This window comes from Paenimyroides viscosum (assembly GCF_003858535.1).
Taxonomy (GTDB): domain Bacteria; phylum Bacteroidota; class Bacteroidia; order Flavobacteriales; family Flavobacteriaceae; genus Flavobacterium; species Flavobacterium viscosum.
This window is the reverse complement of the sequence record NZ_RQTJ01000005.1, coordinates 31,137-46,384: the sequence shown is the minus strand read 5'-3', so window position 1 is coordinate 46,384 and position 15,248 is coordinate 31,137. Positions and strand designations below refer to the sequence as shown.

Sequence of the window (15,248 nt, the reverse complement as noted above, 5' to 3'; positions counted from 1 at the left end):
CCTTTTTTGGTGATTATATTCACCAAAATACACCTTTTTTGGTGAATATATTCACTGAAAACATATTGTATCATATAAAATAAAAAAGAGTAAAAACATTGCGTCTTTACTCTTTTCTCTATCTTCTTTTATCTAGAGAAACTATTGCAAACCTAGATATTTACGGAAATAGCCACATTCTGCAATTACGTCTTGATAGTATTTTGTATCGCTATAGGTATTTTTGAGATCTTCAAAACCACCCCATTTACGAACCATCACATTGTTTCCATAACCATAATAATATTCATTAGGCATAAAATACGTACTGCTGTAAAAATTGTTGCGTTCTACTTTAGCTAACATATACGCCATTTTTGCTTTTTGCTCGTTATCTGCAGCCGCTTTTTTAGCCATGTTGTAATATTTCTGCACATTATCCATACCGTACAACATTTTTTCGTGTTCTTTTGAAATGCTGTTTCCGTATTCGTTAATAATACTGTTGTTATAAAAAGGACGTGCATTGCCAAAATACGAGGCGTTGTAAAAGGCATTTCCAACCAAAAGAGCATTGTTATAAACATCTTCACCTGCTGCAATTTTTGCTTTCATTTCTTTTATTTTTTGAAGGAAATTCAACTGCGAATATTTTACCGATTGTTTTGCGGAATGATCGCAATCGTTGCAGTCTTTAATTTTTCCGTTGAACGGATTTCCTAATAATTCTTGAGTCTTATAATCAATTATTATGGTTTCATATTCGCTTTTTTGCCAATTGTACTGCTGGCTTTCAAATGGAGTGATTTTTTCAAATTCAACAATAGCTTCATCAATCTTATCTTGATAGAACAGATAAATTCCACGACTTTCGTAAATATCTGCCAATTTGTAAGGATAAATTCCTACAAAAATATCCTGCCACGCCGAACGCTGACTGCTTAACAACAGTTTTTCCATTGCGGTGCCCTGCTTTTGATCTTTATAAAATCCTTTGATAGGATAGGTTAATTCAGACATTAATCCATCACCTTGTTTTTTGTAAAGCGAACTGATATATTTTTTTGCAAACGATTGCAAATAACCGGTTCTGCCTTCACTAACGTAATCTTTTACCGGAAATGTTTCTTCGTAAAACAACCAATTCACATCTTCAATCAGTTTTCCTTCTACTTTTAAATCGATCTGATCAACACTTAAAAGATTATTCAACAAACGCAAACTTCGAACCTGACCTTTTTGATTGGAATTTTCTGCTAAACTATGCGCACTTTTCAATAAATTATCGGCTTTAGAATAATCGCCAACCAACGAATTAAAATACGCTGCAGTTGCTTTCCAAATATACAGATTATGCACTTTAGAATCGTTTGCTACTTCGTTAATCCATTTTAATTCGGCTGTATTTACCTTATCTTTCAGTTCTTTCTTTACCTTTTTAGCATCGATATCCAACTTTTCGTATTCATTATAAATATTGATACTTTGCTCGTTGATATTGACCCAACGCGATAACAGAAAATCGATGTGAGGTGAGTTTGGATTGAGCTTATACAAGTCTTGCAAAGCAGTAAATTCATTGGTATAATATCCTTGTAAGGCATACATTGTTTCTTTGGCAGACTGATTTGGCGCCTGACTTAAAGATGCTTTAAAAGCAGCAGCCTCTAACGGTTTATAGTCAAAAAGTGCCGATGCCATCATGGGTTTACACTGATTAAAAACTTGTGCAAAAGTAGCATTTGCCTTTTCGTAATTTTTCAGGTTTTTATAAGCACCACCAACATAACTTAATGCCTGATAATACAAATTGTTTTTAGGCTGATCTTTCTGGGTATCGTTAAAAAAGGGAATCACCGAACCACGATCTGATGAATAAAATTTAGAACGAACCACCTGAAACCACATACGATTTTTAAAGAAATCGTCTTTATTTGAAGTCTGTTTTTTGTACAGATTTTCTACCTTATTTGTAAACTCAGTATCGGCATTTTCCTGTGTATGGTTTTTGTAATCCCAATAGTTGTAGGTTTGGTTGGAATAGATTTCAATTCCACGCGCTAACATTATAAACAGCACAAACTTTTGCGATTTTTCATCACTTAAATCTAACGTATATTTAAAATTTTGCTTTTTAAACTCCGCTGCCGGATTTTTAGCCGTGCTTATAGTTCTTAAAGACGTGTCTAAATCTTTGTTGTACAAATAATATTCAACCGTTTCAGGCGTGTATTTTTTTAAATAACTTGTCCAGTCTGCAACGTTTGCGTCTTTAAACAAATCTCCAGGCGACTGCACGGTGTATCCGTTGTAAAAAATGGTATAATCGTCGTAAAAAAAAGGTTCGTATTCTTTATTGTTTACGGTGATTTCTGGTGAAAAAACCGAATTATATCCCGCTCCCCACCAACCGTCGGCACAACCATAAGCGTACGTTCCGTAACCTAATATAGCAGTTAAACTACCAGCGGCTAACAGTTTTAAAATCTTCTTTTTCATAAGCTTTTAAATTATTTTCATTTAAATCGTAAAATATAATTTCGTTGGGTTTGTGTTTGCTGTTCTTTTTAATATCGTGCATCATTTCTTTCAATTGCTCAGCACTTACAGCTTCAATTTTAATTTCATCGTCTTTTGCCAGATATCTGCCTTTAAAAACAACATCTTTTACAACCTTAAATCTATTTTCTGTAATCTTTTCAAATTGACCTTCCGTTAAATCGTTCACTCGCAAACCACCTATTAAATTAGTAACCTGATTGTTGCGTATATGCACGCCCCAACTAAAAACGGGCAATGCAATATTTAAAGGCAGGTTATAATTTTTTAACGAATTTATATAGTTTCTTGCTATTTTTTGACTGTAGATGGAATTGTCTTCGCCAGCATTGATAACGCCCATGTTGTAATACATTAACACGCCTTTATCAACATCAGGAATACCTGTTTTATCGGGATATTTGATTTGATGCAAACGGATCGTCGCCGATAAATTGGGATGTAACTTTTTAAATTCTTCTAAAAATTGAAAGTAGTTTTGTTTCGATTTTAGACTCCAATCGCAATCAAACTGAATTTCGTTTACCGATACATTTACTGATTTATTGATTTGTTGGATGTAGCTGTATACCTTTACCGCCAAACTATCGGCAGCTTCATTTTGCAAGAAAACTTCGTTTTTGATATACACCACCGGAACAACGCTGTAGCCTAATGGTTTCACATTAAAAACGATCGGAGCTACGGGAATAGCTTCATTATTTTGTAACCCAACATCAAAATAACGAATATATAGTTTTTTTACTTCCAGATTTTTTAAATACTGCTGTTCTGTTTCGGTTAAACTAAATGTTGTGCGCCAAAAGTAAAATGCTGTGTTTATTTTTTCTGTTTTTGTGGAACAAGCTGCCAACAAGGTAACCAGCAGCATTAACAACCAAATCTTTTTCATAATGCAAAGAAAAAACTATTCCTGCAAATTTGTGTTATCTTGATCTAACAATTTAATTTCGTTTGTTTGTACAGCTTCTTCGTATCGAACAAAAACTGGTGTTGCACCCAAACCTTTACAGGTAAAAAATACGGTGTAGCCTTTTTTATCGTCACCCGATACATTAATCGCTTTCAGTTTTAACTTTTTGTTCATATTGTCGGCACGCAGGTAGGCATCGTTTTGTGTGATATACATGTAACGTTCAAAATTACTTGGGTTGTTAATCTGCAGACTGTCACCTACTTTAACTGTTGCACCGCCTTTTGAAACATACTCGGTATAAGTACCCGCTTTTGTTAAAGCATCGTGTGAAACTGATTTTACTTTTTTGTTTTGAGCCAAAACATTCTGACTAACAACAATTAAAAGAAGTAGTATTACTTTTTTAAATAGGATCTTTTTCATAACTGAAACATTTAATTCTAATTAAAAGTAATCATTTTTAATGTTAAATGCTATATCCTTAATTATTTTTCCAATGAGAAATTCCTGAACTTACATAAGTTGAATCGGGCAGAAAATTTATTATTAGACTTTTTGTTTCAACAGGATCAATATCCCAACCGTAATCTACAAAAATTTCATAATGAAGCTGCATATCTGTTGAATCGTGGTATTCGCCATTAATTCCTAAAAGTTTCACAACATCTTTATAATGCATTTTCGACTTTAAATAATTTCGCTGTATATCCTCAACCATAAATTCACGGTGATTATAATCTATATCATTAATTGTATTCCAACTCTCTTTATCAAAAGGAATTTGACGTTTACATGAAGTCATTAAAATCATTAGGAACAGAAATAATATGTGATAAGTGGTTTTCATAGTAAAGAATTAATATCTCTAAAATAAAAAAATCCAAGAACATAACGCTCCTGGATTTCTTATTATGAAAATTTCAGATTACTGGTATTCATAAAAATATTCAATTTCATTACCATTTTTATAAGTTGTTGAAGTTTTATTTGGAAAATTATCTTTATCATATTCAAACACATTATCATAACTTGCGTTAGGATTTTTGTCATCAAAATATGAAATGATGTTATTAACATCATACCCTTTTATCATAACATAACTTTTGGGAAACAAGCTGTATTCAGGATTTATTTTCGTATCATATGTATAACTTACAGTTTTAGATCCTGGAATATAAGTCCCATTCTCAAAGAGTTTACTTTCAGCAGATATTAATTTATTATTTGTATAAGTATAAAAAGTATGAATGTTATAATAGTTATTAAAGGTATCAGTAGTTTCTTCTATCTTTTTTACTAAATTTCCATTATTATATTCATAAACCGTTTCTATTCTTGTACTATCTTGCTCATTTTTGTATTTGTAATATTGATATGATGAACTAATTAAACCATTATTATCATATTTATAGGTTGTATTTCCAATAAAATCTCTAAATGTTCCATCAACTTCTTTGTTCTTATTTTGTTGTTTTATTTCAATTATTTGATTTTTAGAATTATATATATAATCTAATGTACCAACAATACCATCAACACCATAATTAATGTACTCTTTTGTAATAAAATTATTTGCACCATACTCAAATATTCTACCTGAAGTGGAAGATTTAATGCTTTTTAATTTTTTTGAAACATTCTCCACAGGGTTAACTTGATCATCGTTGCTATTACAAGAAACTAATGCAACGATTAATAGAAAGACAGTTACGATTCTTTTCATATTTATTTTTTTTACAAATATAAAAAAGCTTCTCAATTGAGAAGCTTTTTTATTTAAAAGATAAGTTATTACTTAATAATCTTCATTTCGTTAATTAAGTTGGTTGCGCCAGCGTATTTATCAATAATGAACAATACGTAACGAATATCAACATTAATGGTACGTTGTAATTTAGGATCAAAAATAACATCACCCGCCATAGCTTCAATGTTACCGTCAAAAGCTAAACCAATCAACTCTCCTTTTCCGTTTAAAACCGGTGAACCAGAGTTACCACCTGTAATATCGTGATCTGTTAAAAAGTTTACGTGTAAGGTTCCGTCTTTATCAGCATATTGTCCGTAATCTTTTGCGTTGTACAAATCAATTAAACGTTGTGGGTTTTCAAACTCTTCGTCGCCTGCTTTGTGTTTCGCAATGGTTCCTTTTAATGTTGTGTACCAGTTTTCTGTAGCGTCATTCATACGATCTGCACGGCGAGGTAAATCTATTACTTTTCCATAAGTTAAACGCAATGTTGAGTTAGCATCCGGGTAGTATTTTGTTTTAGGATTTGCCTTGCGTAAACCGTCAACCAATTTACGGAATGCAACATCATATTTCTCTTTTAAAGGAGCTATTGTTGCTGGTTGCTCACGGTATTTTGTTAATAAATCTGATGATATCTTAAATAATTCATCATTTTCGATCATTGATTTCTCAGGATTTTTTAAATATTTCATCAATAAATCTTTTGATGAAAACACACTGCCTGCAAATGCTTTATCAACAATTTTAGAATAATTGAAATTATTTTTCTCACCTAACGATTTTACGTACGGAGCTACATTATATCCTGTAGATTTTGTTGCATACAGATTCAATTGGCGCGCCAACATTTCTGCTTCTAACGGACCATAAAAACCTTCGTACGTATCATTAATTGCCTCTTCTAATCTTGGACGCATTTCTGCGCGTTTTGCTTCGTTTTCATTCGCATACTGAATTAAAGCATTTCCAAAACTATACGGAATTGCAGCTAAATCAGACGTACGCAAAATGGTCATTAAGTAATTATCATGACGTGCTTTTTCGTTTGTTGCAGCGTAATATGCGTTGATATCGGCAACAACCGTTCCGTACTCTTCTTTGTTCTTTTTCTTGTTCGCCCATTTATTAAATTTGGCTTCGTCTTTGCGTTTTGCATCAGCTGTTTTTTGAACCGTTAAAGCATCAATCATACCCTGACGGTTTTTCCAATAGTTTGCAACACTTGCATATTTACTTGCATACGCCAAACGAACTTCGTCTTTTTGATCCATGTGTTTTTTCATCACATCCATTCCTAAACGAGATCCTTCAACCCAAGCAGGATAAGCAAATTCAACGTTTTGTTGGATTCCTTCTGCCGGCATCCAACGGTTTGTTCTACCTGGATATCCTAAAATCATAGAGAAATCACCTTGTTTCAACCCTTGAATATTTACAGGTAAAAAATGTTTTGGTTTTAGCGGAACGTTGTTTGCAGCATATTCTGCAGGATTTCCGTTAGCATCACCATATACGCGGAACAATGAAAAATCGCCTGTGTGACGTGGCCATTCCCAGTTGTCTGTATCGCCACCAAACTTACCAATGCTGTTTGGCGGAGTTCCTACCAAGCGAACATCGGTATAATCTTGATAAACAAAATAGTAATATTCGTTACCTTGGAAGAAAGATCGAACCGAAACAGTATATTTACCATCTTCGTTGTTTTCCTTATCGATTTTAGCTATTTCTTGATTGATTGCTTTTTCGCGTTCAGCTTCGGTCATAGAACTATTCACAACACCTAAAATTCGCTTAGTTACATCGTCCATACGAACAAAGAAACGCACCGAAGTTTCTTTTGGTTTACGTTCTTCGGCTTTATTTTTTGCCCAGAAACCATTTGTTAAAATATCGTCTTGGGGAGTAGAGAGTTCTGCAATTTTGTCGTATCCACAGTGGTGATTTGTTAACACCAAACCTTGATCAGAAATAATTTCTGCAGTACAACCACCATTAAACTGTACAATGGCATCTTTTAAAGAGTGGTTGTTAATGCTGTAAATTTCGTCAGCGGTTAATTGTAACCCCATTTTTTGCATATCGCGGTGGTTTAAACGTTCAATGAACATTAAAAACCACATTCCTTCGTTTGCAAACATACCCAAAGGCATTGCCAGCATAAACAAAGAAAGAAATAAGCTTAATTTTTTCATTATAAATTTTATTAATTTTTTTTTTCTTCCTTGCGAAGATAATTAATTTTTATGATACATAAATCAATTAATAAAAATGTAATATGTATAACTCGTTGGGCGTAATTAAATTGTTTGATTTTTAATATTATTAATTGGTTTATCAAATATGAATTTATTGATATATTGAATCAATGTTAATGCTGTTATTTTTGCTAAAAATCTTGTTTTAAAACCTTCAAAAGCTTTAGCATAATTGTTTCTAATTTTGAACTGATTACACAATTGTAAAAATAATGTTTACTCATTTTTTATTGTTTTTTTAGGTATTCGTGATGTGCTTCGCAGTTCAATTCTTTTTCTTGATTTTCTAAATATATAAGGTTGTGGTTTATAGTCTTTTTGATTAGCTCTTTTGGGGTTTTCTAATTTAATATTGACGGTTTGAAAATAAATCTAGTTGAATACTATCCAACAAGTAACCCTCCCTCTGTCTCCAATAAGCATACAATCAGATATTTTTTATTTTTTACCAACCTCTGTTTTATATTACAATTTACAATTCAAAGAACTTATAACTTCTAAGACTCTAAAATATTTTTTTACTATATTTGACATGGATATTGGTTTGTTTAACGATTTTAAGATGCTGTATTTCAGTATATTAATCAATTTTTTTCCTAAAAATAATTACACCCAACGGGTTATTTTAGTAATAATATTAAAAACACTGTTGTTATGAAAAAAATATTTTTACTCGGTATTGTTGGTTTTGTATTTGCTTCTTGCGTTACAGATGACGGAGGATGTGGTTGTGTAACTCCACCGGGACCTGACGAAAGGTTAATAGTGTCGTTAAAAAATGAAAACGGAGATAATTTGTTACTTCCCACTACTTTTGGATATGTGTCTGAAGAGCAATTAACGTTTTATTTATTAACAGCAGAGCACACAATTAATCTTACACAAGCTCAGAGAAATAACAGTATAATTGACGAATATATTTCTGATACGGATGGATTAATCATAAAAAGTATTTCTTTGAGTTATAGTTGGTATATGAAAAATAACAACGGAACTAAAGAGGGGCGTTATGTGATTGATTATAATGGATTGTATCCTAACGATACCATTTTTACGAAATACAGCGTAACAGAATGGAAGGAGTCAGATAAACTATTAGAAGTAAAAGTCAACGGAGTTCTACAACAAACCGACTCTTTAAATGATATTGATAAAGGGATTATAATTGTAAAATAAATAGTAAAAGACTGCCAAAATAGCAGTCTTTTTTATTTGGATGTATTTTTGATTTGTATGAACCATGAAAACAGATCAGTTAACATTTAGAAAAGAATCCGTATGGGTGCCATTTGCATTCATATTGGTTATTTGGCTGGTTTATTATTTAGATTGGCGTTATTTTTTTGAGTGGAATAATTTCGGAATTGTTCCACGTACTTTTAAAGGTTTGCGCGGTGTACTTTTTTCTCCTTTCCTGCATGGATCCATTCAGCACTTATGGAACAACACCTTAGCACTTTTGGTATTACTTCCGCTCATATGTTATTACTACTATAAAAATTGGCAAACTCTTATTTTTGGTGGAATTTTGTTATCGGGCATAGGAACGTGGCTTATCGCTAAAACAGGTACGCATATTGGTGCCAGCGGATTAATCTACGTTTTAACGACGTATATGTTTTTTACAGGCATCCGTAGCAAGCAATACCGTTTAATGGCAATATCGTTTTTAATGATTATTTTGTACGGTGGATCGGTTTGGTATATGTTACCCGACGTAGAAAAAGGTATTTCGTGGCAAGGTCATTTAGCAGGATTTATTTCTGGATTTTTATTGTCATATATTTTAAAAAAAACACAGTTTGAACCAGAGTATAAATACGACTGGCAACATCCAGATTACGACGAGTCAAAAGATGATTTTATACGTCAGTTTGATGCCAAAGGAAATTTTAATCCGTTGCCGTTACTTAGAAAAGATGCCGATGGCTATCTTTATAACGATACCTTTCACAGAAAAAACGAAACCACTCATCATTCTGTAAAAGTTTTTGATCTACACTAAAAAAAATCTATTTATTAATAGATTTTTAATATGATATAAAAAGGAATTATGAGATCTTTTTGTTAATTTTATAAAAGTTACGAACAATACAAAACAACAATATGGAAGATCACAAAGGAGACATCAGCAAATGTCCGTTCCACAATGGAACAATGAACCAGCCTGTTGCTGGTAAAGGAACACAAAATAAAGATTGGTGGCCTAATCAACTGCCTATACACATATTAAAACAGCATTCAGAAAAAATGAACCCAATGGGGGTTGATTTTGATTACGCCAAAGAATTTAATTCATTAGATTTAGAAGCGGTTAAAGCTGATTTAAAAGCAGTAATGACCGATTCACAAGATTGGTGGCCTGCAGATTTTGGTCATTACGGACCATTATTTATCCGTATGGCATGGCACGGTGCAGGTACGTACCGCGTACAAGACGGTCGTGGTGGAGCCGGAACAGGTCAACAACGTTTTGCGCCTTTAAATTCATGGCCCGATAACGTATCCTTAGATAAAGCACGCCGCTTATTATGGCCGGTAAAACAAAAATACGGACGTAAAATTTCATGGGCCGATTTGTTTATTCTAACAGGAAACATGGCATTAGAATCTATGGGCTTTAAAACCTTAGGATTCGGTGGTGGTCGCCCTGATTCATGGGAATCGGATATGGATGTATATTGGGGGTCAGAAACCACTTGGTTGGGTGGTGACGAACGTTATTCACAAGGATCACATGGAGTAGAAGGTGAAGGAGTTTTGGTGTCTGATGATAATGCCGATGGTAAGGTTCATACCCGCGATTTAGAAAATCCGTTGGCTGCGGTCCAAATGGGATTGATTTATGTGAATCCAGAAGGACCAGACGGTAATCCTGATCCGTTAGCTTCAGCAAGAGATATTCGTGATACGTTTGCACGTATGGCAATGAACGATGAAGAAACATTGGCATTAATTGCTGGTGGACATACCTTTGGTAAAACACACGGAGCAGCATCGGCAGATCATGTAGGATCAGAGCCAGAGGCATCCGATTTAGAGATGCAAGGTTTTGGCTGGCACAACAGCTACGGAACAGGTAAAGGTGGCGATACCATTACATCGGGCTTAGAAGTAACTTGGACAAGCAAACCAACCGAATGGTCGAACTTGTTTTTAAGCTACCTTTATGGTTTTGATTGGGAATTAACCAAGTCACCTGCAGGTGCACACCAATGGGTGGCTAAAAATGTAGGCGAGATTATCCCGCATGCACACGATCCGAACAAGCGTTTAAGACCAACCATGTTAACTTCGGATATTGCACTTAAAGTAGATCCGGAATACGAAAAAATTGGTCGCCGTTTCCTTGAAAATCCAGATCAGTTTGCAGATGCTTTTGCCAAAGCATGGTTTAAATTAACACACCGCGATATGGGACCTCGTTCTCGTTATTTAGGGCCTGACGTGCCTGCGGAGGAGTTTGTATGGCAAGATCCTGTACCGGCTGTTGATCATGAATTGGTAAACGATCAAGATATCGCTCAATTAAAAGAAGCTGTTTTAAACACAGGGCTAACCGTATCAGAATTGGTAGGAACAGCCTGGGCTTCGGCATCAAGTTTCCGTGGATCTGATAAACGTGGGGGAGCTAACGGAGCGAGAATTCGTTTAGAACCAATGAAAAATTGGGAAGTAAACAACCCAATTCAACTAAATAAAGTAATTACAGCGTTAGAGGCGGTACAAACTGACTTTAATACAGATATTAAAAAGATTTCTTTAGCCGATTTAATTGTGTTAGCTGGAAATGCGGGTATTGAAAAAGCAGCTAAAGATGCTGGGTATGACATTTCTGTACCTTTTGCACCAGGTCGTACCGATGCTTCGCAAGAACAAACCGAAATTGATTCAATAAAATGGTTAGAACCAATTGCCGACGGATTCCGCAATTACCGCAAATCAAAAAATCGTTCTGTTTCAACAGAAGAGTTGTTGATTGACAAAGCACATTTGTTAACGTTGACTGCGCCTGAATTGACGGTGTTGTTAGGAGGTTTACGTTCTGTCAATATCAATTTCGACGGATCTAAACACGGGGTGTTAACCGATCGTCCAGGTCAATTAACCAATGATTTCTTTGTAAATCTACTTACCATGGATAACCAATGGAAAGCAATGGATGATAGCAGAGAAGTTTATTTAGGAAGTGATCGCAAAACAGGAACGCCAAAATGGACGGCTACACGTGCCGATTTAGTGTTTGGTTCGCATGCGGAACTACGTTCTATCGCTGAAGTGTATGCTTGTGCAGATTCAGAAGATCAATTTTTAAGCGACTTTGTAAAAGCTTGGAACAAAGTGATGAACGCAGATCGTTATGATTTAAAATAAGAATTAATTACTGATAACTCGTCACTTCGAGTAGCGTAAATGAAATGAAGCTTATCGAGAAGTTTCTTTATCTATAAGTTCTCGATAATCCCGATAGCTATCGGGACGAACTAACGCATCAGATAATTTTATTTAATAAAACGTATTTCAATAAAAAATGCTCTCTTTACAATTTAAAGAGAGCATTTTTGTTTTTTTCGTGTCATGCTGAACTTGGTTCAACATCTCATAAAAAATAATTATAAATCGATTGCTTTGCCAGTTATAAACTCGTTCTTGTATCAATCACGGAATGAAAAACTGAACGAAATAAAACTACAAACGTTGTCTAACAGCTTCGTATAAAAAAGCACCACAAGCAACCGATACATTCAACGATGAAATAGTTCCATACATTGGTAGTTTAGCTTTTTCATCAATGATTTTTAAAACCGAAGGGTTCACACCTTTATCTTCAGATCCCATAATAATGGCAATTCCTCTGTTAAAGTCGATATCGTAAATGTTATTTTCGGTTTTTTCGGTGGCAGCCACAGTAGCAATTCCCGATCCTTGTAAGTAAAAAACAGCATCTTTAATGTGATCTACTTTACAAATAGGAATGTTAAAAACCGCACCTGCCGATGTTTTTACTGTATCGCCGTTTACCGGAGCCGAACCTTGTTTTTGAATAATAATGCCGTCAACACCTGTACATTCTGCCGTACGAATAATCGCTCCAAAATTTCGAGCATCAGAAAGTTGATCCAAAATTAAAAACAATGGGTTTTGTTTGTTCTCTAAAACGCCCTCAACCAATTCTTCCATCGTAACAAATTTAATTGGAGCAATAGATGCAACTGCACCTTGATGGTTGTTGAATTTGCTTAATTTATTCAGTTTTTCAACAGGGACGTACGAAAAATTTACATTGTTTTTCTTCAACGTTTTCATAAGCTCTTGCATTAAATCGCCTTGAGCTTCTTTCTGTAAAAATACCTTATCTATTTCTTTTCCTGCCTGTATCGCTTCGATAATGGCACGAATTCCAAATATTTGATGTTCGTTTTGCATACCGCAAAGATATTATTTATATTTAATGAAATTGAAAGAACTTTTTATTAAAACCTAATCATAAACAGGTGTAATAATAATTTCTTCTTTAGTGCCTTTTTTTATTGATGTTCGCATTTGTTTTATACATGTGCCTTGGTTGTCTTTTTCTTTACAGTCAATAGAAACTTCGTCAACAATTTTACCATCTTTTGATGTTATCTCAATTTTAGATAATTCGTTATGGGTGTAATAAAAATGCTGCGTTTGGAAAGTAGAAAAATTATCGACAATTTTATTGATCGATCCGTCTTTGTTATAATGATAGATACTTTCGCTTTGCTTATCTTGCTTTTTTAAGTACGTGCTAATACGCTCGCGGCGGTTGGGTTTCCAGCGGGTTTTTCGATAAAGTGTTTTTTTGTTGGGATACAGTTCTTCGGTGAACCACATTTTCTTGTTTGTCTCCTGCGTGAGTTTACCCGATGAATCAAACGTTTTTGAATGTTTAATACGACCGTTTTTAAAAGTGATTTCTTTTTTCTGCAAAAGTTTTTTCTGACTATTGGAAATATTGTACCTTTCTTCGGTTGCAGATTTTATTCCTTCAGGTAACAAATGCGCTTTCGTATACTTTTTAGTAGCACATGATTGGAGCGTAAATAATAAAAGTAAAAAACATAAAATCCTCATAACTGTAATTTTTAAAATTATAAATAAATGAGTGTTTATTATGTTTTATATTCTATAAATATACTGATTTTTTAATAAAATGCTGTTTTAGATTTACTGATTTATCAAACCAAATAAAATTAAAACTGCGTTTTATAACTTAAATGAAAAATAGCGTTCGATAGTTTAAAATCGGTATTAGGTTGCACACCGTTGGCATAAATAATATTGAATAAGCCGCCGCCGGTTTGTATACCAAAACCCAAACCAAATGAATATAATAAATCATTGGTATCCTCACTTTCGTAATAAGCTACATCGGTAATAGAGTGTAAGTACATATTCGGAGCTAATAAATAACGTACTTCGTTATATAAACCAGCTTGTGTTTTTGCTAATAGCGAATTTTCTGCAAAACCACGTATGGAATGAATACCGCCAAAACGATAATACTCATTATACAATAGGGCAGAAGCGCTGTTTAAAACAGAACCTTCTATTTTTTGATGCGCGTACCAGCGGTTGTTAATCTGCCAAAGATACTCAGCGCTTAATTGTGCAAATTGTTGGGCGGCTTTTCTGTTATCTTTTTCTTCGGTTTTAGAGCCAATTCCTAATAAAGCAGTTACCTGATATTTTTGCGGAAACAACGGATGATCTTGATATTTGTTCAATAAATAATTCAGTGTAATAAACTGGTTGTTGTAATCTGCAGCCTGATAAAAATTTTCTGTTCCCGCAACCGATGCTGTTGATTGATATCCGATACCAACTCTATGGTTAAAATTAAGATAGTATAAAACCGCCGCATTAAACTTGGTATTCATCATGGTACTGTCTTGTTTGAATAATTCTAACGAAGCTTTCAATCCAAAAGGCGTATTGAACAGATAAGGAACTTCACCAGATAAATTAAACTGCGTTTGCTGGTTCCCGTCGTTTTTCCAATATAGTTTCAATTGTTCACCTTTATTTAAAATATTCATCAGTTGTAAATCGGCATAACCGTTAAATTGTACTTTTCCGTCGTCATCGTTCGTAAAACCAATCAATCCGTCAAACTGACTCACATTTTGTCGTTCCACATATAAATACAAAGCGGTATTGCTTTCGGTAAATAAAACTTCGGGTTGTTTGGTGGTTTTAATAAACGGAAACTGTCGCATTTCTTTTTGTAAATCGGCAATAATAGCTTCGGTAAAAGGTTGTTTTTCGTATTTTTTTACAAGTCGGTTTTTAATTCCTGTCGGAAAATTGCTGTAAGGCGTAAAAACCAACTGATCTATTCTACGTTGTTCATCTAAATGCAAATCTAAATCGGCAGTAATCATATCATTCAAAAATTGATGATTTGTCAATTTAACCGTGCTTATGGAATAACCTTTTTTGGCTAATTTTTCAACAATATTTTTAAGAAAGCTTTCGGTATTTTGTATAGCAATGGTTTTGGTAGGTTCGTTAATTTGTAAGATCGATTTTAACTGAGCTTCGTGCTTGTTAAAGTTAATTTTTAAACTATCAGTTTTCTTGCCTAAATCAAAATGTACAAGATACAGACTGTCTTTTTTTTCTGCCGATGTTATTTGGTGATAATAGATATCCGTTCGTTCTTAGAAAATCTTGCAAAAAAATCAATTTAGTTTCAACTTCTTGTCCGTTATTAAAAATACTGTCCTTAATATTTTGTTTTAAAAAAGATGTTTCG

12 protein-coding genes and 1 pseudogene are annotated in these 15,248 nt (G+C 33.9%); 3 read left to right on the top strand and 10 right to left on the bottom strand.

Annotated features, from left to right (window positions below; genetic code table 11):
• Positions 1-141: 141 nt before the first annotated feature.
• From EG242_RS03975 to EG242_RS03945, 7 genes and pseudogenes are all read right to left on the bottom strand, one after another.
• On the bottom strand, positions 142-2,478 hold the full coding sequence (locus EG242_RS03975; RefSeq protein WP_124898614.1) for a hypothetical protein: 2,337 nt from the start codon (positions 2,476-2,478) through the stop codon (positions 142-144).
• Positions 2,441-3,430 carry a hypothetical protein gene (locus EG242_RS03970; RefSeq protein ID WP_124898613.1) on the bottom strand — a complete coding sequence of 330 codons (990 nt, stop codon included), beginning with the start codon at positions 3,428-3,430 and terminating at the stop codon, positions 2,441-2,443. The genes EG242_RS03975 and EG242_RS03970 overlap by 38 nt, the downstream gene beginning before the upstream one ends.
• A gap of 15 nt (positions 3,431-3,445) precedes the next feature.
• Positions 3,446-3,877, bottom strand: coding sequence for a hypothetical protein (locus tag EG242_RS03965; RefSeq protein ID WP_124898612.1), 432 nt, complete (start codon positions 3,875-3,877; stop codon positions 3,446-3,448).
• 58 nt (positions 3,878-3,935) lie between these two features.
• Entirely contained in the window at positions 3,936-4,256 is a 321-nt protein-coding gene (locus tag EG242_RS03960; RefSeq protein ID WP_124898611.1) for a hypothetical protein, read from the bottom strand.
• Between the two features lie 123 nt (positions 4,257-4,379).
• Positions 4,380-5,177, bottom strand: coding sequence for a hypothetical protein (locus EG242_RS03955; RefSeq protein WP_124898610.1), 798 nt, complete (start codon positions 5,175-5,177; stop codon positions 4,380-4,382).
• Positions 5,178-5,245: 68 nt separating this feature from the next.
• Positions 5,246-7,402 carry a S46 family peptidase gene (locus tag EG242_RS03950; RefSeq protein ID WP_124898609.1) on the bottom strand — a complete coding sequence of 719 codons (2,157 nt, stop codon included), beginning with the start codon at positions 7,400-7,402 and terminating at the stop codon, positions 5,246-5,248.
• Between the two features lie 105 nt (positions 7,403-7,507).
• Positions 7,508-7,865 (bottom strand): annotated as a pseudogene (locus EG242_RS03945) (hypothetical protein); the annotation flags it as partial.
• Between the two features lie 254 nt (positions 7,866-8,119).
• On the opposite strand from EG242_RS03945, the gene EG242_RS03940 reads away from it, so the two are divergent.
• The 3 genes from EG242_RS03940 to katG all read left to right on the top strand — a co-directional run bounded on the left by EG242_RS03940 (position 8,120) and on the right by katG (position 11,839).
• On the top strand, positions 8,120-8,641 hold the full coding sequence (locus EG242_RS03940) for a hypothetical protein (protein WP_124898608.1): 522 nt from the start codon (positions 8,120-8,122) through the stop codon (positions 8,639-8,641).
• Positions 8,642-8,705: 64 nt separating this feature from the next.
• A complete protein-coding gene (locus EG242_RS03935; RefSeq protein WP_124898607.1) occupies positions 8,706-9,470 on the top strand; it encodes a rhomboid family intramembrane serine protease in 765 nt (254 codons plus the stop codon).
• Positions 9,471-9,571: 101 nt separating this feature from the next.
• Complete coding sequence (gene katG / locus EG242_RS03930; RefSeq protein ID WP_124898606.1) at positions 9,572-11,839, top strand: catalase/peroxidase HPI; 2,268 nt, start codon at positions 9,572-9,574, stop codon at positions 11,837-11,839.
• A 315-nt stretch (positions 11,840-12,154) separates the two neighbouring features.
• Here katG and rlmB read toward each other — a convergent pair whose 3' ends face one another.
• The 3 genes from rlmB to EG242_RS03915 all read right to left on the bottom strand — a co-directional run bounded on the left by rlmB (position 12,155) and on the right by EG242_RS03915 (position 14,901).
• Positions 12,155-12,892 (bottom strand): 23S rRNA (guanosine(2251)-2'-O)-methyltransferase RlmB, encoded by a 738-nt coding sequence (gene rlmB / locus EG242_RS03925; RefSeq protein ID WP_124898605.1) that lies wholly within the window; start codon positions 12,890-12,892, stop codon positions 12,155-12,157.
• Positions 12,893-12,946: 54 nt separating this feature from the next.
• Positions 12,947-13,564 carry a hypothetical protein gene (locus EG242_RS03920; protein ID WP_124898604.1) on the bottom strand — a complete coding sequence of 206 codons (618 nt, stop codon included), beginning with the start codon at positions 13,562-13,564 and terminating at the stop codon, positions 12,947-12,949.
• A gap of 119 nt (positions 13,565-13,683) precedes the next feature.
• Positions 13,684-14,901, bottom strand: a complete 1,218-nt coding sequence (locus EG242_RS03915; protein WP_124898603.1) for a BamA/TamA family outer membrane protein — start codon at positions 14,899-14,901, stop codon at positions 13,684-13,686.
• Positions 14,902-15,248 lie beyond the last annotated feature (347 nt).